This is a genomic window from Paenibacillus sp. sgz302164 (genome assembly GCF_056120505.1).
In genome coordinates, this window is the sequence record NZ_JBVYOL010000001.1 from 716,219 (window position 1) to 734,402 (window position 18,184).

17 protein-coding genes are annotated in these 18,184 nt (G+C 53.8%); 4 read left to right on the plus strand and 13 right to left on the minus strand.

Translation table 11 applies throughout. From position 1 onward, the window contains the following. Window positions 1-5: 5 nt before the first annotated feature. The 7 genes from AC0LWT_RS03140 to AC0LWT_RS03170 all read right to left on the minus strand — a co-directional run bounded on the left by AC0LWT_RS03140 (window position 6) and on the right by AC0LWT_RS03170 (window position 7,876). Window positions 6-1,658: a response regulator gene (locus AC0LWT_RS03140; protein ID WP_474679742.1), complete on the minus strand. Its 1,653-nt coding sequence runs from the start codon at window positions 1,656-1,658 to the stop codon at window positions 6-8. An 18-nt stretch (window positions 1,659-1,676) separates the two neighbouring features. Beyond that, the gene (locus tag AC0LWT_RS03145; RefSeq protein ID WP_474679743.1) at window positions 1,677-3,389 is read right to left on the minus strand and encodes a sensor histidine kinase; all 1,713 of its coding nucleotides are present in this window, start codon (window positions 3,387-3,389) and stop codon (window positions 1,677-1,679) included. Window positions 3,390-3,478: 89 nt separating this feature from the next. Beyond that, the gene (locus AC0LWT_RS03150; protein ID WP_474679744.1) at window positions 3,479-4,291 is read right to left on the minus strand and encodes a carbohydrate ABC transporter permease; all 813 of its coding nucleotides are present in this window, start codon (window positions 4,289-4,291) and stop codon (window positions 3,479-3,481) included. Between the two features lie 3 nt (window positions 4,292-4,294). Further along, entirely contained in the window at window positions 4,295-5,173 is an 879-nt protein-coding gene (locus AC0LWT_RS03155) for a carbohydrate ABC transporter permease (protein ID WP_474679745.1), read from the minus strand. Window positions 5,174-5,205: 32 nt separating this feature from the next. Next, window positions 5,206-6,543 (minus strand): ABC transporter substrate-binding protein, encoded by a 1,338-nt coding sequence (locus AC0LWT_RS03160; RefSeq protein ID WP_474679746.1) that lies wholly within the window; start codon window positions 6,541-6,543, stop codon window positions 5,206-5,208. 347 nt (window positions 6,544-6,890) lie between these two features. Then, window positions 6,891-7,115, minus strand: coding sequence for a spore germination protein (locus AC0LWT_RS03165; protein ID WP_474679747.1), 225 nt, complete (start codon window positions 7,113-7,115; stop codon window positions 6,891-6,893). Between the two features lie 95 nt (window positions 7,116-7,210). Continuing rightward, complete coding sequence (locus tag AC0LWT_RS03170; RefSeq protein WP_474679748.1) at window positions 7,211-7,876, minus strand: HAD family hydrolase; 666 nt, start codon at window positions 7,874-7,876, stop codon at window positions 7,211-7,213. 237 nt (window positions 7,877-8,113) lie between these two features. On the opposite strand from AC0LWT_RS03170, the gene nagB reads away from it, so the two are divergent. The 3 genes from nagB (at window position 8,114) to AC0LWT_RS03185 (ending at window position 12,221) form a co-directional block, all read left to right on the plus strand. Next, on the plus strand, window positions 8,114-8,842 hold the full coding sequence (gene nagB, locus AC0LWT_RS03175; RefSeq protein WP_474679749.1) for a glucosamine-6-phosphate deaminase: 729 nt from the start codon (window positions 8,114-8,116) through the stop codon (window positions 8,840-8,842). Continuing rightward, window positions 8,839-10,005: an N-acetylglucosamine-6-phosphate deacetylase gene (nagA, locus tag AC0LWT_RS03180; protein WP_474679750.1), complete on the plus strand. Its 1,167-nt coding sequence runs from the start codon at window positions 8,839-8,841 to the stop codon at window positions 10,003-10,005. The genes nagB and nagA overlap by 4 nt, the downstream gene beginning before the upstream one ends. A 1,466-nt stretch (window positions 10,006-11,471) precedes the next feature. Next, complete coding sequence (locus tag AC0LWT_RS03185; protein ID WP_474679751.1) at window positions 11,472-12,221, plus strand: YdcF family protein; 750 nt, start codon at window positions 11,472-11,474, stop codon at window positions 12,219-12,221. 176 nt (window positions 12,222-12,397) lie between these two features. Here the strand turns inward: AC0LWT_RS03185 and AC0LWT_RS03190 are convergent, their stop codons facing one another. The 3 genes from AC0LWT_RS03190 to AC0LWT_RS03200 are packed head-to-tail and all read right to left on the minus strand — an operon-like array spanning window position 12,398 to window position 13,472. Next, window positions 12,398-12,967, minus strand: a complete 570-nt coding sequence (locus AC0LWT_RS03190; RefSeq protein WP_474679752.1) for a manganese catalase family protein — start codon at window positions 12,965-12,967, stop codon at window positions 12,398-12,400. 20 nt (window positions 12,968-12,987) lie between these two features. After that, the gene (locus AC0LWT_RS03195) at window positions 12,988-13,242 is read right to left on the minus strand and encodes a spore coat protein CotJB (protein ID WP_474679854.1); all 255 of its coding nucleotides are present in this window, start codon (window positions 13,240-13,242) and stop codon (window positions 12,988-12,990) included. Window positions 13,243-13,247: 5 nt separating this feature from the next. Continuing rightward, on the minus strand, window positions 13,248-13,472 hold the full coding sequence (locus tag AC0LWT_RS03200) for a spore coat associated protein CotJA (RefSeq protein ID WP_474679753.1): 225 nt from the start codon (window positions 13,470-13,472) through the stop codon (window positions 13,248-13,250). A gap of 306 nt (window positions 13,473-13,778) precedes the next feature. On the opposite strand from AC0LWT_RS03200, the gene AC0LWT_RS03205 reads away from it, so the two are divergent. After that, window positions 13,779-14,462: a C40 family peptidase gene (locus tag AC0LWT_RS03205; protein WP_474679754.1), complete on the plus strand. Its 684-nt coding sequence runs from the start codon at window positions 13,779-13,781 to the stop codon at window positions 14,460-14,462. A gap of 599 nt (window positions 14,463-15,061) precedes the next feature. On the opposite strand, the gene AC0LWT_RS03210 is transcribed toward AC0LWT_RS03205, so the two are convergent. Genes AC0LWT_RS03210 through AC0LWT_RS03220 form a run of 3 tightly spaced genes read right to left on the minus strand, consistent with a single transcriptional unit; the run spans window position 15,062 to window position 18,177 of the window. Beyond that, on the minus strand, window positions 15,062-15,760 hold the full coding sequence (locus AC0LWT_RS03210) for an HAD family hydrolase (protein ID WP_474679755.1): 699 nt from the start codon (window positions 15,758-15,760) through the stop codon (window positions 15,062-15,064). Window positions 15,761-15,781: 21 nt separating this feature from the next. After that, complete coding sequence (gene ytvI, locus AC0LWT_RS03215; protein WP_474679756.1) at window positions 15,782-16,828, minus strand: sporulation integral membrane protein YtvI; 1,047 nt, start codon at window positions 16,826-16,828, stop codon at window positions 15,782-15,784. A gap of 23 nt (window positions 16,829-16,851) precedes the next feature. Next, complete coding sequence (locus AC0LWT_RS03220) at window positions 16,852-18,177, minus strand: hemolysin family protein (protein ID WP_474679757.1); 1,326 nt, start codon at window positions 18,175-18,177, stop codon at window positions 16,852-16,854. Between the last annotated feature and the right edge of the window lie 7 nt (window positions 18,178-18,184).

The window sequence follows — 18,184 nt, forward strand, 5'->3', positions numbered from 1 at the left end:
CGATTCTACTTGCTTTCCGCAAGCTTCAAGCGAAATTCCTGCGGCGTAAGCGAGTAATATTTTTTAAACACTTTTATAAAATAGTTCGGATTCTGGTAGCCGAGCTGCAGGGCGATCTCGTAGTTTTTGAGCGAGCTGTTCGTCAGCATGACGGCGGCTTTCTCCATCTTCAGGCGAAACACGTAGTCGCTGAGATTTTCGCCGGTTTCCAGCTTGTAAATCCGCGATACGTGCACCGGATGCATGAACATCGTGTCTGCGATCGCCTGCAGCGACACGTCCTCGACCAGATGCTTCTGCACGAAGCTCTGAATTTTTTTGACTACCGTTTCGCGGCTGCTTTTCGTCTCGTTGTCCATAAAGCTTTGCAGCAGCTCAAGAGCCTGGTACGCCCATTTCCGCAGGGCGGCCATCGAACGGCTAGGCCCGAGACCGGAAATATCGGAAAGCGCGCTTCCGATCATCTCTTCCAGCTTGCGGCCGCTCTTGTGGGCGAAAGAACTGAAAGCCGCATACACGCCGAAAAAAACTTCAGTCAAATATTCGGGCGAATCGGCGTTTTTGGCGTTCAGCTCACCGAACACGTTGTCCAGCTTTTCCCGGATCTGCCTCCAGTCGCCCGATTCGAGCAAATGAACGAGCAGCGGGGGCTCATGCAGCGTTTGCAGCGAATGAACCGATGAAGGCCATGTTTCTTCGGTCACCGTAATAAACAGCCCGCTGCTTCCGCCCAGCTGTTTGCGCAAAGCCGACAGCATGCCCTGATACCTGGCATGAATGTCGCCGGGAAATGTCCCCCAGCCGCTCACCAGAACGGACGTAACGCCTTTCAAGTAGTGCTTGATGCTGATTTGCAGCTGCGACGCCAGCAATTGAAACTGCGCGGCCGCATCCTCCAGGCCGCATTCCGCGCTTGCCGGCTCTCCGGCCTTCCCGCGGGCGCAGTTGACGAGAAACACGAGGTAGCCGTGCACATCTTTGCACTGCCATATTTGAAACGCGCCTTCGAAAATTTCCTCCGCCATATTGCCGACCGCATATTCAATGAGCGACAAGCTGAACGCGTCCATCTCGGCAAAATTATCTTCAAGGCGCACCAGCATAAAAGCGAAGGGGTCCTCCGGGCTTACGGGAATGTCCAGCATCTCCAGCTCTTCTTGCAAACGTTCCGGAGAAAACCGTCTTCCTTGCAGCAAGTCGCCCAGCAATTCCCCCCGGATCCGGGGCAGGTGCTCGCGAAAAGCTTTCGCGGCGCGCTGGTAAGTCAGGTTCTCCTCCCTCTCGGTACGGAGCAGGCTGACGACGCCCTGTACTTTGCTCAAAATATCTTCATCGCTGATCGGTTTGAGCAAATAATCGACCGTTTTGTGCTGTATCGCCTGCTGGGCGTAATGAAATTCGGCGTAGCCCGAAAGCAGGATGCATTTCGTTTTTCTCCAGCTGCGCTGAACCTGTTCAAGCAGCTCCAGGCCGCTCATACCCGGCATCCGAATGTCGGAGATCAAAATATCGACGGAATTCGTTTTCAAAATTTCCAACGCCTCATAGCCGGAATACGCCTTGAACACGGCCGTTATGCCGATCTCCTGCCAAGGCAGCGTATCCGCCAAGCTGTCCACCACGCTCGCCTCGTCGTCCACAACCAACAAATGAAACATGCTTACCGCCTCCTGCCGCTACTGCTTATCGTTGTCCTCCCAGATCAGCTCGACCCGCAGTCCGCCGCGCGGCGACCGGGACAAGCGCAGGCCGGACTTGCCTTTGTACAGATGGACCAGCCGCTGATGAACGTTCCATATGCCGCATCCCATCTCGTCGTCCATTTGCAGCGACAGCTTTCTGTGCAGCGCATCTATCGCCTGCTGCGACAAGCCCCCTCCGTTATCGTCCACGACGATGCGGTATTTGCCGTCCGAGCAGTCTCCGCTAATCTCGATAAGCCCGTATTCCAGGCTGTTTTCAATGCCGTGGATAACCGCATTTTCCACGACGGGCTGAATGAGCAGCCGCGGAATTTCCAGCTCAAGCATCGCTTCCGGAATGTCGATTGCGTAATCGAAGCGCTGAATGCGCAAATTTTGAATCGTCAAATAATTGGTCACAAGCTGGATTTCTTCCCGAATGGTCGTCATATTGTTCTCCAGCCTGATCGTATAGCGGTAATATTCGCCCAGGCTCAGCGCCATCGCAACGACGGCTTCTTTTTGCCCCAAATTCGCCATGTTCTTGATGTAAAACAAACAATTATACAAAAAATGGGGATTGATCTGGGATTGCAGCTGCTTGAGCGTAGCTTCCCGGGACCGCAGCTTCTCCGCATACACGGTTTCGATCAATTCCTGAATCTGCTCGGCCATTTCGTTGAAACTGGCGAACAAAAAATCGAATTCATTGTTCGGCTGCTGCTGCAGCCGGGTGGAATATTGGCCGCTTTTGATCCGCTTCACGCCGCGCAGCAGCAGTTGGATCGGCCTCTGCACGTTGCGGTACAGCAGCAAAGTCGCCAGAATGCTCAGGCCCAGCAGCAGGGCGATCGATACGTAGAACAAGTTCCGGCTCGTTGTAATGGGCGTTAAAATATGTTCGAGCGGCACGTAATCGACCAAATACCAGTCCAAACTGTCCGAGCGGACATAGTTGACGATAAACTTTTTCTTATCGAGCGTTACGGTTTCGTGCCCGGCGTTAGGAAGGGATTGTCCGTTCAAATAAGCGACCAGTCCGCTTACGACGTTGTGGTCTGCGCTGTAATTGATGATCGGCTCGCTGCCCCGGCTGTACAAAAACGGTTCTCCGGCTCCGCCCTGCTTCAGCTGCTTGAGCATATTTTTTATATTGTCGTCTGTAAAACGCACTTCGATGAGCAGATCCGGAATGTCGGCATTGCGGATTACCGAAAAATAGGACTGATTCGTCCCCATAAGGACCGCATCGTGATGCGACCATTTGCGAAGTTGGGCGTTTTGCAAGTAATTCTCATCGTATGCGACGGAATAATCCGTAGAAATGACTTCCTTCGTATCCCGCAAATGCAGCACGATCTGGTTATTCCAGCCGCTTGTCAAAATTTGCAGATTCAGCATTTCCAGAATCCGGGTTTGCTTCTGGAGCCGTTCGAGCGGCTGCATCGTTTGCCGGTTGGCGAGAAATTCCTTGACGCCCGAATCTCTGCTGACGACGACCGAGAACTTGGTCAACTGCTCGACGGCCGATTCCATCTGGGAAATAAAGAAAGAGAGCCGGTTGCGGTTCTCGTTCTCGATATTTTCCCTGACTACATTCACGCTCACCTGGTGCGAGTAGGCGTACAAAATAATAATGGGCGCGAGCAGCAAGCACACAAGCAAAAGCACTTTGCCGAACGTATTAACTTTACGAATGATCGCCATAACTCCGGATCTCCTCTGCTGCACAATGTTGTATATGGTCCATCATACCGCTTGCGGAGCCCGGAAGTATACCGATATCGTTTGCCGTCTTATCCTTTAACCGCGCCCGCGGCCAAACCGCTGACGATATAGCGTTGGGCGACCAGCGCGATGATGAGCACCGGAAGCGTGATGATGCAAGCTGCGGCCATCAGCCCTCCCCAGTTCACATCGGAATAGGAAATAAAGTTGAATACGGCGACAGGCAGCGTCTTCGTCTTTTCTCCGGCAAGAATAAGCGAAAACATAAAATTGTTCCATGAGAAAATGATCGACATCAAGGAAGAAGTAATAATGCCCGCTCCGGAAACCGGAAGCACGATGTTCAGAAACACTTTGACTTTGCTGCAGCCGTCGATCATCGCCGCCTCTTCGATCTCAATCGGAAGCGCCTCGAAGAAAGAAATCATGATCCAGGCGATAAACGGCATGCCGACGAGCATGTGGCTCAAAATAAGCGCCAAATACGTATCGATCAACTTCACCTGCGTGAACAAAATGAACCACGGAATCAAAAAGGTGATGGCCGGAATAATTCTCGCCACCAGCAGCAGCAGCCCGAGTCCCTGCAGCCGGTAGCGCGCTATCGCGTATGCCGCCGGAAGGCCCAGCAGCAGCGAGCCGAGCGTCGAGCCGACAGCGACGATCAGGCTGTTGACGATATATTTGATAAAATTGTACTGCTCGAACACGGCCGAGTAATTTTTCACGGTCGGCTTGAAAATGAACGTTTGCGCGGGCGACATCATTTGCGCCTGCGTCTTGAACGACGCCAGAATCATCCAAATAAACGGCGTCAAAAACACCAACACGATCAGCCATGCCGCTATCGTAACGCCAAGTTTCGGCTTTGTTTGCTCCACCGCTTACTGCACCCCCAATCGTTTGCGCATCCAGATGAAAATCAAGGTCAGGCCGAGGACGATCGAGAAAAATATGACGAGCAGCGAGGACGCCATGCCGAGCTTGAAGTACTGGAAGCCCTGGACGTACGAATAAATGTTCAGCGTTTCCGAGGCGTTCCCGGGCCCCCCCTGCGTCGTTGCATAAATAATGTCGAACGTCTTGAGCACATCGATCAGCCTGAGCATGACAGCCACCATGATGGTTGGGCGCAGCAAGGGCAAAGTAATGAAAAGCAGCTTCTGCAGGGACGAAGCGCCGTCGACATCCGCTGCTTCGTAAGGCTCGTGCGGCAGCGTCGACAGTCCCGCCATGACGATCAAGCTGATCATCGGCGTCCACTGCCAAATGTCGATGATCGACAAGGACGGAATAACCTGCCTCGCGCTGCCCAGCCAGTCCACGGCAGGTAAGCCAAAAAGCCGCAGGACGGCGTTGGCGCCGCCGATGGACGGCTCGTAAATGAGCAGCCATACGAGTCCCATTGCTACGGGAGTCGCTACCATCGGCAGCAGGAACAACGTTTTCGCCAAATTTTTGCCTCTGAACTCTTTGTACAAGACGAGCGCGATGGCCGTGCCCAGCACAGTTTCAACCGCCAGCGACAAGCCTGTGAAATAAAAGGTCGACCCGACAGCGCTCCAAAACCTCTGCTCCGACAACAAATGCTTATAATTGTCCAAGCCCACCCACGTAGAAGGATTGGCGGCCGACATACTCCAGTCGTAGAAGCTGATCCGAAACGTGTAAAAAATCGGAAACGCCATCATGATCAGCACGAACAATACCGCAGGCAAAGTGAATGCCCATTTGATATTTTTATCCAGCCAACCTGTACGCATACTCTCCACTCTCTCCTTAACGGTTTATCTGTCTACTTCGTCTTTTCTTTGTCGATCAGATCCTGAAAATCTTTGTTCGCTTTATCGGCGGAAGCTTTGATATCCTCGTTCATCAAGCCTTTGACCACGATATCTCCGATAATATCCCGCGCCTGACCGACATTGATGATCGTAGGACGGTCGTGACCGACGGCTACTTTAAGCGAATCCTGGATGACGCTAATGAATTCTTTCGGGAATCCGGTATTGCCGTTCGGATCGTTCCAGATGGAATCGCGCGCGCCCGGTACCCCTTTTTGCTGCGCTTTGAGCATAATGTCCTTGCTCGTCGCCCATTGCATGAAAGCCCATGCCGCATCTTTGTTCGCGGTCGACGCATTCATCATCATCGCCCACGCCGTATTATTGTACGGTTTGGAGCCTGCCGCTCCCGCCGGGAACTGGGCGAATCCGATTTGATCGACGATCGTCGATTTTTCCTTATCGATGACGCTCGGCAAAATCGAGCTGGTATCCGTAAAGAACGCCGCTTTTCCTTGAGAGAAAACGCCCTGCGCCTGCGGCCAACCCATGTTGAGCACTCCCGGAGGACCGTAGTTTTTGAGCAGGTTGACATAGCGGGTAATGCCTTTGAGCGCTTCGGGCGTATTGACCGTCGCCTTGTCTCCGCTTTGGAAATCGGCGCCTTCGGAATACAGGAACGACGAAAGCTGCGTTACTAACGGCCCCTTCTGTCCCCTTGCTACGAAACCGTACACGCCGTTATTCGGGTCGTGCAGCTTTTTGACCGCCGCTTCCAGCTCGTCGAGCGTTTTGGGCACCGACAGACCGGCTTTTTGCAGCAGATCTTTGCGGTAATACAAAACCTGCTGTTCGGTAACCATCGGCAGCGCTACCAATTTGCCGTCCGCCGTCGTGGCGTCCAGAGCCGCTTTCGTGAAATCTTCGAACTGATAGCTCGGGTCCTTCTTCACGTATTCATCGAGCGGCTTCATCCAACCGTTGCGGTTGAACAGCTTCACTTCCTCGGCGGGGCGAACCATCGCCACATCCGGCTCCGCGCTTCCGGCCGTCATTTGAACGGTCAGCTTTTGGCTGAGCTGTTCATTGGCAAAGCTCTGGATTTCGACCTTCATGCCGGTCTTCGCTTCAAACTCGGGCAGCTGCGCTTTGATGATATCCGTCGTGCCGGTGTTTCCCATATAGGCCGTAATTCTTTTGCCTGCGAACGGTTTCGCGTTCGTGTCGGAAGGGCTTGCCGCCGCTCCTCCTTTATCGCCTGCATTCGTACCGCCGCAGCCCGCCAGCAAGCCTCCTGTGATGATTGCGCTTACAGTCAATGCCGTCAAGCTTTTCAATTTACGTTTCATGTACCTGGTAGCCTCCCTTGTTCTTGTCGCAAACATTCTGGTTCCAAAAAGCGCGAAACGCGAAACCGCATTCCGGTAGGCTCGGCCTCACTCTACATCACGGTCGCATACAGTCGAAAGCCCTCGAAAAATATTTGTCTTATTAACCTGCCTACAAGTTAAATTTTAATACCCGTCCTGTGTCCAGACTATGAAAATTATTTAACATCACTACTACAAAATTAACAGGTTTCCACGCAAAAACAGGCCAATCCCTCGAAATGGAAATTCATTCCTGGGGATGACCTTTTCGGATAAAAACATTGCCGACCCGAACCTCCGCGGTTCGAATCGGTCTTCATGCTGGCTTAGCCTGCTGTCCCTACCCTGTTCACGCCGGCTTCCGCGACATGGGGATCAAAGGTAATCGTTGCGCTAAAAGTGGTATTGGATATGACGAAATCCCCGGTTATCCCGCCCCCGCCGCCGGCAAACGATTTGCTCGCGGTCGTCGGAGAAACAATAGCGGTGTCCCCGTTAATCAAGGTTCCTTCGTTCCGGTTAATGTTCAGCACTCCTAAAAAAGAAGGCATTCCCTATCAGCACCTTATTCTCAATATGATAATAGTGTATGCCGCCGTGCCTAATTCGTGCGGTCGTAAATTTTATTTCGCGGTTTATCCCCGCTCTACAAATAGTTCAGCAGCTCCGCAAAGCTTTGAATCCGGATATGCGCCCCGTCCAGCTCGCCTTTTTCGCGGAATCCGGCATAATCGCACGCCGCTACGGTCAGCCCGTTGCCCAGTCCCGCTTCCACATCCGAGGAACGGTCGCCTACCATCCAGGCCGACTTGACGCCATGCGTCTGCAGCAGCAGCTTGACCAAATCGACTTTCGACTTCGTCTTGTACTGCCCCGCGCTGTAAAGGCCTTCGAACAAATCCCCGATGCCTTTGGCTTGCACGACGCCTTTTACATACCCTTCCAGTCCGTTGCTGGCAACGAACAAGCGAATGCCGCGGTCGCGAAGCTGCTGCAGCGTTTCGGCGACGCCTTCATACAAGAGCCCTTCCCCCCGCTTCAGGCCCTCCATCTGGTAATGAAGCAGCAGTTCGTCGGCTTGCCGCCGCGCTTCTGCGGACGCTTCCGGCATGACGCGCTGCCAAATATGCTCCAGCAGCATGCCGAGCGCTCCAAGGATCAGCTCCTCCGGCGGCGTTTCGCCTTCATGAAGCCCTTGCTTTCTCAGTTCGTCAAAAGTGGCGTGATAAGCCGGAAGCAGCAGCGTTTCCGTTTGAAACAGCGTTCCGTCAAGGTCAAACAGCATAGCTTCGGGTTGTTTCTCTTTATTCATCGTTCCAACTCCCTCTCCTGCGATCGGCAAAAAATCTTCATAAGTACAGGCTATCCTCTTCAATAAGGATGTCAAAGATATCCAAACAAGTCAATGAGCATAATTGGAAAAATGCATATTGCCGATCATTCGCAATTCAGTTATGATTGAATTGAAAATTATTTGAATACAAAATGAATTTTTCAATCAAAATGAAGTCAAAATCATAAAATTTTTTAGGAAACGAGGCATCGGGTCATGAACATTCATATTTTTCAAAACCAGCAGGAGCTGAATGAAGCCGGAGCCGGCATCATCGCCAGTCTCGTACAAATGCAGCCCAGAGCCGCCCTCGGTCTGGCGACCGGCGGGACCCCTGTCGGCATCTATGAAGAACTGGTCAAAGCTTATCAAAAAGGACGGGTCAGCTTTAAAGGCGTGACCGCTTTTAATCTCGACGAATATGTCGGGCTGCCGGCGGACCACCCGGAAAGCTACCGCACTTACATGAATCGGCATTTGTACGATCATATCGACCTTCCTCCGGAGCAAGCCCACATCCCGAACGGCAATGCGCCGGATCCGGAGGCGGAATGCGTCCGGTATAACGAAGAGCTGGAGAAAGCGAAGCAGATCGATCTGCAAATTCTCGGGCTTGGCCACAACGGCCATATCGGCTTTAACGAGCCGGATCATTCGCTGATCAGCGGCACGCACCTGGTTGAGCTGAAGCCCGAGACGCGCGAAGCGAACGCCCGCTTTTTTCATTCTTTGGAAGAAGTGCCTACCCACGCGTTGACGATGGGGGTCGGCACCATTTTGAAAGCCAAAACCGTGCTGCTCATCGTGCGCGGCGCGGATAAAGCGGACATCGTCCGCCGTGCCCTGACCGGTCCGATTACGACGGAAATACCGGCCACTCTGCTGCAGACGCATCCGCACCTGGTCGTCCTGCTCGATGCGGAAGCCGGGAGGTATATGCAATGAGCGAACTGGTCATTACGAATGCGAACATCGTGACTGAAGAAGGCGTAATCGAGCGCGGCACCGTTTGTGTAATCGACGGACTCATCGCTGCCGTCCATGAACATAACGGCAGTTCTGCGGCAGCGCCGGCTCCCGGCGGGGAGCGGATCGATGCGGCGGGAAGCTGGCTGCTTCCCGGATTTATCGACGTTCACGTGCACGGCGGCTATGGTGCGGATTTTATGGATTCGGATCCCCAGACGCTGGATACGATCACCCGTTTTCACGCGGCCCACGGCACGACTTCCATGCTAGCTACGACGATGACGGCGCCGCATGCGGCCATCGAACGCGTGCTGAGCGAAGTCAGCAGCTACATGAGCGCTCCGATGCCTTACGCCCAACTGCTCGGCGTGCATCTGGAAGGGCCGTTCATCTCGCCCAAATGGCCGGGCGCGCAAAACCCGAGCCACATCGCGCTGCCGCAGCGCGAGTGGCTCGAAGACTGGCACGAGCGCTACCCGGGGCTCGTGCGGCAGTTGACCCTCGCCCCCGAACGCGAGGGGGCGCTCGTGATGATCGCGTGGCTGCGCGATCACGGCATCGTGGCCGCATGCGGACACACCGACGCGAGCTATGCCGACGTCCAGTCGGCCGTTCGCGAGGGGCTCTCGCATGCGGTCCACACCTTCAACGCGATGACGGGACTCCATCATCGCGAACCCGGCACCGTCGGTGCGGTACTCACCGACGCGCGCATCAGCGGCGAAGTGATCGCCGATGGGCATCATGTGCATCCGGCAGCGATTCGCCTGCTGACGATGGTCAAGCAGCCGCACGGCCTGCTGCTGATCACGGACGCGATGTCCGCCGCCGGGCTCGGCGACGGCCAGTACGAGCTCGGCGGGCAAGCCGTGACCGTGCAGGCGGGCGTGGCCCGGCTGACGGAAGGCGGCAGCCTCGCCGGCAGCACGCTGACGATGATCGACGCGCTGCGCTACATGGTGCGCGAGGTCGGAGTCAGCGTCCCGGAAGCGAGCCGCTACGCGAGCGGCAACCCGGCGCGGCTGCTGCGCCAGGACGACCGGCTCGGCTCGATCGCGCCGGGCAAGCAGGCTGACCTGCTCCTGGTCAGCCCCGAGCTCGAGCTGCAGCGCGTCTGGGTGCAGGGCCGGGAAGCTTAGCACGCCCTCTTCGGCGTAGCGCGCCATTCCCCGGCTCGGCGCGCCCTTAGGGCTTAGCACGCCGCCTCCGGTTCAGTCCGCCCTCTTCGACACAGCACGCCCACTCTTCGGCAGCTTAATGAAGTTGTCGGAGGAGGGCGTCTTTGTCGTTACGTGGATATGGCGTCGTCCCTACTTACTTCCCCGCCCCGCTAACGCCCCACCGACCAACCTCCCACGCAAAAAAACTGCAAAAATACATCTTTTTGCGCCTCAATGCACCCGCCTCGATAAATTCCTGCAAATCTGCAGGCTTTTTCCGTCCAAACCCCAGCTCAGCCCCTTAACGGTCGAAAATTCCTGCATTATCGCAGGCTTTTCCCAAAAACAAGCCATTTTCACAGAAAAAACCTGCACTTTTGCAGGAATTCAAGCTGCCAGGCCGATTATCTACTTTTCAGACAAGCGGAAACCACCGTTTCAGCTAAGTCAGCTACATACTGCATACGCCTTTACGTCTTCTCAAAACACGGAAAACTCTCCCGCTAACACCCCGCCGACTAACCTCCCACGCAAAAAAACTGCAAAAATACATCTTTTTGCGCCTTGACGCACCTGCCTCGATAAATGCCTGCAAATCTGCAGGCATTTCCGCCCAAACCCTAGGATCAGCCCCTTAACGGTCGAAAATTCCTGCATTATCGCAGGCTTTTCCTAAAAACAAGCCATTTTCACTGAAAAAACCTGCACTTTTGCAGGAATTCAAGCTGCAGGCCAATTATCTACTTTTCAGACAGCGGAATCCACCGTTTCAGCTACTAAGTCAACTACATACTGCATACGCCTTTACGTCTCTCAAAACACAGAAAACTCTCCCGCTAACACCCCGCCGACTAACCTCCCACGCAAAAAACCTGCAAAAATACATTTTTTTGCGCCTTGACGCTCCTGCCTCGATAAATTCCTGCAAATCTGCAGGCTTTTTCCGCCCAAACCCCAGCTCGGCCCCTTAACGGTCGAAAATTCCTGCATTATCGCAGGCTTTTCCCAAAAATAAGCCATTTCCCCAGAAAAAACCTGCACTTTTGCAGGAATTCAGGCTGCCAGGCCGATCATCTACTTTTCAGACAAGCGGAAACCACCGTTTCAGCTAAGTCAGCTACATACTGCATACGCCATTACGTCTTCTCAAAACACAGAAAACTCCCCCGTTAACACCTCTCCGACCAACCTCCCACGCTAAAAAGCTGCAAAAGTACATCTCGCAAAAGTTTGGTGTTCGGGGTTCGGGCTCCGCACAAGGCTCCGGTTTCCAGGGTTCGGGTTCGGCGTTCGGGTTTCAAGCGTTCAACCGCTCAGGTGCTTCATAAGCACTTCACCTCCCCGGGCGAACATTTCAACGTTCTTGCAGGATTGGTGCGAATGCCGTCGAAGTTAAGTAGTCGACCGATGCTGTTTTTTTAATCGCAAAGAAAGGAATTTTGCCCATGCTTTACGTGATCAAAACCGCATATACGCTGCTGTTTCCGCCCGGCATTATTATTGTGCTGCTTGTCTTCACCGCCCTTTGGCTCCAGCAAAAAAAAGAGCTCATGAGCTCTTTTTTGGTCGGCTTCGCGGCTTTGCTGCTCTATGCATGCTCGACGCCTTTTCTCGGCAATTCTTTTTTGCATACGATTGAAAAAAGATATTCGCCTCCGGCCGAGGTGGCCGGCGATTCGCTCGTCATGCTGACCGGCGGTGCGGTTGCGGGCACTCCTGATCCTTTGACCGGCGGCACCGGCCATCCTAGCCCGAGTACAGCCGCACGCGTGCTTACCGTCGCCGAGCTGTACCGGCAGACGAAGCTGCCGATTGTGCTGTCCGGCGGGCAGGTTTTTGCCGATACGGGCAACGAATCGCAAATCGCCAAGCGTCATTTGATCGCCTTGGGGGTGCCTGAGTCGGCTATCAAGCTCGACGATACGAGCCGCAATACGGAAGAAAACGCCGCCAATACGAAGGCGATTTTGGAGCAAAACCACTGGAAAAAGCCGATTTTGGTCACTTCCGCTTTTCATATGGCCCGATCGGTCAAACAGTTTCAAAAGCAGAAAATCGATGTTCTGCCCTACCCGACCGACTATCAAAGCAGCGCCGACCTCCAGGCGTATGCCTATGCCTTTATTCCCTCCTACTCGGGATTGTCGGCTACGGCTTTAGCTCTGAAAGAGTACCTCGGCATCCTCGCTTCCTAGGAGTCTGTCTGACGGAGTTACTTTTGTGCATACCCACTGAATAATAACTGCATATATTGCCGCTTACGCTGCATAATTACTGTCATTTTGTATATATACCTCTGGTCAAACTCCTAGCTGAACAAAGGCTGTCCGCGGCAGCAGTTCGACCGCAGGCAGCCTTTTCTTTACACTCTTCAGTAAAATTTCTTCTGCTCCCTGTCCTCCTTCAATATTTCCACCGCTTCCCGGAACCGCAGCGAATGCACGATTTCCCGTTCGCGCAAAAATTTCAGCCCATCCTGCAAATCCACATCGTCGGTCATGTCGATAAGCCACTGGTAAGTTGCCCGCGCTTTCTCCTCTGCGGCAATATCCTCGTACAAATCGGCAATCGGGTCGCCTTTTGCTTGTATGTAGGCGGCAGTCCAGGGCACGCCTCCGGCATTTTGATAGAACAGCCCCCTGTCGTGGGAAACGTAATGATCGGCCAATCCCGCTGCTTTTAGCTCCTCGATTGTGGCGTCTTTTGTAAGTTTGTATACCATTGTGGCAATCATTTCCAAATGGGCAAATTCCTCTGTGCCGATGTCCGTCAGCAGCCCGATCACTTTGTCGGGTATGGAATACCGCTGATTCAAGTACCTGAGCGCCGCAGCCAGCTCCCCATCCGCTCCGCCGTACTGTTCAAGCAGCAGTTTTGCCATATACGGATCGCATTTGCTGACGCGGACCGGATATTGCAGTTTTTTTTCATAAATCCACATCCGCTATACCTCCTCCCCCTTCAGACCTGCCATGGCCAAGGCGTTTCCACCCACTGCCACGGGTATTTGGAGAAACTTTGGCCGTACGCCTTTAACGGGCCGAATTCCATTTCAAAATGTTGGACGAGATGCATTCTTTTTTCCGCAAACTGATTGTATTGATGAAGTGCGTCATAATCGTCCGGATGAGTGTCCAAATACAGCGTCAGTTCGATCAGTACAAAGTCCACCGTTTGCAGGTCATGAAGCTGCCTGTAGTATTCGTCCGAGCGCATTTGGCTCACGTCGGTTCCCTCCCTTCGACCATTTTTGCTTCATAGGGTCCGTACAGAGCCGGCCACAGCGTTCCGATCCTGAGAGCTTCGTAAGGACTGAACTGCGGCAATCCCGGGGGCTGAAACGTCATATATAGCTGAGGCGGCGTATTGTAAAATTTGGTGCGAATCGGCGGACAAGGATCAAAAGGGCCGACAAACGGATAGTACGCTTTGAATTGCGAATGCATGTGTATCCTCCTCTTTGCAAGCAAATTCGCATCACTCTGCCCGCATCGGCAGAGAGGCCTATATAGAGGATATATGCGGAATAACTTGACCAAAATTCACGTTTTTCCAACATTTCCATATTGTTCGATCCATAGATTGGCCGCTACAATAAAACCATTCCATACTTGGAAAATGTTTATGACGAGGTACTGGGAGTCCGCCCGGTGAACCTGAGGTGTTTATGCAGCGTGAGCGGCACAGTAAATAGTCGTGCACAAAAGCAACTCTACCCGTCAGACTTCCAGCACAAGGAGGAGACCGCAACGATGATCGCACGCAAGCTGATTCTCGCTACAGCCGCAATCCTTATAACAGCATCCGCCGCAAATGTTATACCCGCAGTTCCCGCCTTCGCCGCGCCCACGGCATCCGTTTCCACGCTGACGCAAGGAATGAGGGGCGACTCCGTATCGACGCTCCAGCAAAACCTGAAAACGCTCGGCTACTTCACTTATCCAACGGTGACCGGCTATTATGGCGCGATTACCGCCGATTCGGTCAAAAATTTTCAAAAAGCGTACGAATTTCCCGCAACCGGCGCTGTTGACGCCGCCACCCGGACGGGTATCGATCATGCGCTTGTCAAAAATGCGCTGCTTGGCGATGCGATGAATTTGTTGCACACGCCGTATGTGTGGGGAGGCGCGGCTCCGCAGGGCTTCGACTGCTCCGGTTTTGTATACTACATGTTCAAAACCCATGGGGTTAACTTGGACCGCACGACTTCCAGCGCGCTCTACCAAATGGGAGCTCCGATTGCAAAAGCCAACCTGCAGCCGGGCGACCTTGTCTTCTTTTCCGTTGCCGCCCCCGGCGCCGTCGATCACGTCGGCTTTTACATGGGAGACAACCGGTTCCTTTCCGTCACCCGCTCCGCAGGAGTTTACGCTCAAAGCATGGACAGCACCTACTGGGCACCCAAGTATGCCGGAGCGAAGCGCATCTACTAAGCACAAAAGCTAAATAAGCCCTTTCGGCCGCCCAAAAAATCCGAGTCGCTGCCGAGCGCGTTTGCAGATTATTTTTCGCTCCGACTGCCGTTGTCATCTTGCTGCGCTGAGCTTATCCGCAAACTGCAGTGCCGTTCGTTTTGTTTAGCGCTTAGCAGCCCGAAAAGCCTGCGAAAGTGCAGGCTTTTTTCGTGAAATCAGCTCATTTTGGCAAAAAGCCTGCGAAAATGCAGGAATTCCAAGTCAAAATGGCTCTGGACCCTACTTAGCGCGGAAAAGCCTGCACAATTGCAGGAATTTCTCGCAGCAAGCGTCTAAACGAGCAAAAACCTGCACTTTTGCAGGTTTTCTACACACTGCCGCGTACTTTTGCGGCTTTTCCACGCACCGCGGGCACTGCTGCGTGCTTTTGCAGCCTTCACACGCACTGCCGGCACTGCTGCGTGCTTTTGCAGCTTTTCCACGCACCGCAGGCAGTGCCTGTGGAGTGGCGTCCCCAACGCCATGGGTGTTTCGCAGGCTTTCCCGCATTCCGGCCGCGGCTGCGCCCGGCAAAGAAAAAGACCGCCCCTCCCCATAAAGGGTGAAGGGCGATCTTTTTACAATAAAAGATCGATAAGTTCATTCAAATGAGCAATGCTGGCCAAAGGGACGGCGTCCTGCCCCTGCTTTTTGCCATATTTGTTCAGCCATATCGCTTTCATGCCGATCCGGATCGGACCGGCGACGTCCGCCTCCCACGAATCTCCGACGAATACGGATTCTTCGGGCTGCACTTGAAAGCGGTCAAGCGCCAGCCTGTAAATGCGCGGGTCCGGCTTGGCCACTCCGACCGCATTGGAGATCCACACGCTGTCCGCCGGAAACAAATCCCGTAAGCCGAGCTTGTCGAGCTTCCTTTCCTGCATATCGTGCGGGCCGTTCGTGACGATGCCGAGCCTATACCGTTCCCCGAGCCGCAGCAGCAGCTCCCTTACCCCCGGGTCCGGCTTCAGGCTGAGCAAATACCGGTCTACGAATTCGCGGTTGAACGCGTCCGCCTCCTCCGTCCGCATCGCGTATCCGTGATCGTGCAAAGTCTCGATCAGCCTGCGGCTGCGGTACTCGTCAATCGAGCAAATTCGCTGCTCATACAAGTGAAAGAGCTCGTCGCTTTTCTTTTGAAACGCGGTGAAGAAAGCTTCCGTCTCGTAGCGGCCGGTAACATCGTGCTCCGCAAACATCCGTTTCAGCACGACGTTCCACGTTTCCGAGAAATCGAACAAAGTATCGTCCAAATCGAATAAAATCAGCTTCATGCCGGAGACTTTCCCCCTCCTCTACTCCAATTTGATGTTCAGCTTCAAAAGGCCGGCGCGGCGCATAGCCTGATAAATGATGACGACGAGCGGGCCGAGAAACAAGCCCTTGATGCCCATAAGCTCAAAACCGACATACAAACTGATCAAAGCGGCCAACGCATTGATGCCCACGGCGTCGCTCAGCACTTTCGGCTCGACGATCCGGCGGAAAATCGTCAAGACCAGGAACAGCACAAGTAGGCTGATCCCCATCGCCGTATGCCCGACCAGCAGCTGATAGCCGAACCAGGGGATAAACACCATTCCCGTACCGATTACGGGCACGAATTCCATCACCATCACGACGAGCGAAATGGCGAGCGGATAGTCGGCACGCAAAATCAAAAGCCCTATGAATGTGACCATGTACGTCAAAACCGCCATAATAAGCTGGGCGCGGATAAATCCGAAAATCGCCTGCCGCAGGTTGATCAGCACGTTCTCCATTTTCGTTTTGGACTGTTCCTCGAACATCGACAGGAATGCGGCTTTCAGCTTGGGCAGACTGAACATGAACAAATACAAGGCGATGACGAATACGATCAGCCAAACGAACATGTTCGGTATTTTTCCCGCCAGACTAAGGAAAAAGCCGGAAATGCCCGTCAAAAGCTTCGTAAACGCCTGCGTCAAAGAGGTCGTGCTGCTTTCCAGCCAGCTCTGCAGTTGATCGGCGATATCCGACGGCAAGGATTCGTAAAAAATCTGCGTCTGCTTGACCGCCTGATCGACGTAACGGTTCACTTCGTTCATATAGCTCGGCGCATTGCGGGCCAGATCGATAAGCTCGGTCACGACGTTCAGCCCGATAAAATAAAACAACGCAAGCGTCAGCAGCGTGAACAGCGTGCAGACGACCGTCGCCACCGCGACCCGGTTCAGCCGCACGACGCGCATCAAAAGCACGGTGACCGGGTCCAAAAATATGGCCGCAACCAGCGCCAGCAAAAAAGGCAGCCCGACCGTAAACAATCCGTACAAAAGCAGCATTCCGAGCGCCATGATTACTACGGTTTTTAAAGACATGTGAACCCTCCGCCTATTCCGTTCTATGCTTCGCTCAGCTGAGTGTATATGTGTATCCGTATGATCCGCAAGCGGTCGACTTCTGAAACCTCAAAAATATGTTTGCCGAACTCAACTTTTTTCCCTTTGACGGGAGCCCCTTCGAGCTTCTTGAACAGCCAGCCGCCGATGGAGTCGACTTCATCGTCCTCGATATCCAGATCCAGCATATCGTTCAAATCCTCGATCAGCACCCGGCCGTCGACCGAGGTGTACGTATCCTTCACTTCGATGCCGGGCCGCTCGTCGGTGTCGAATTCGTCGTGCAGCTCGCCGACGATTTCCTCCAAAATATCTTCAAGCGTCAAAAGCCCCGCCGTGCCGCCGTATTCGTCAATGACAACCGCAAGCTGGGAATGCTTTTTTTGCATAAGCTTGAGCACCCGGCTCACTTCCATGGACTCCGGCACGTTCAGGATCGGACGGATAAAAGTTTGCAAATCCTGCTCCTCGTCGGGGTCGGCTGTCAGCAAATCGGCAATATGGACGAAGCCGACGATCTGGTCCTTATCCTCCACCCCGACAGGGTACCGGGTATGCTTCGTTTCATGCACGATTTGCAGGTTTTCATAAAAGCTCAAATCGAGAAACAAGCAGTCCATATCCGTGCGGGGCAGCATAACTTCCCGCGCCATCCGTTCCGAGAATTCGAAGATGTTGTCAAACAGCGCCATTTCGTCTTGGTCGATATGTCCGCTTTTCACGCTCTCATCCATTAATATCCGGATTTCTTCCTCCGTATGCGCGGCTTCGTGCTCGCTCGCCGGCTCTACGCCCAGCCATCTCAGAAAAGCGTTCGCCGCCCCGTTGAGCAGCCAAATAATCGGCCGGAATATTTTATAAAAAAACAGCAGCGGCGCGGACAGCCAGAGCGAGGTCGTCTCCGCTTTTTGGATGGCGAGCGATTTGGGCGCAAGCTCTCCGAGCACGATGTGCAAAAAAGTAATAATCGCGAACGACACGACGAACGACAGCGTTTGGGTGTACACGGACGGCTCGATATGCAGAGCGTACAGCAGCGGCTGGATGATCAGCTCCGAGACGGCCGGCTCCCCGACCCAGCCGAGTCCCAGCGAAGCGAGCGTAATGCCGAGTTGGGTCGCCGACAAATAAGTGTCCAGCTGGTTCGTGACCGCCATCGCGTATTGAGCCCTGTTGCTCCCTTCATTGACAAGCTGCTGCAGCCTGGACTGCCGCACCTTGACCAGCGCAAACTCGGCCGCTACGAAAAAGCCGTTCAGCAGCACCAGCACGAGCACGAGAGCCAAATTTAAGAATATACGGTCGGGTTCGAACGAAGTATGTTCCAACGAAAAG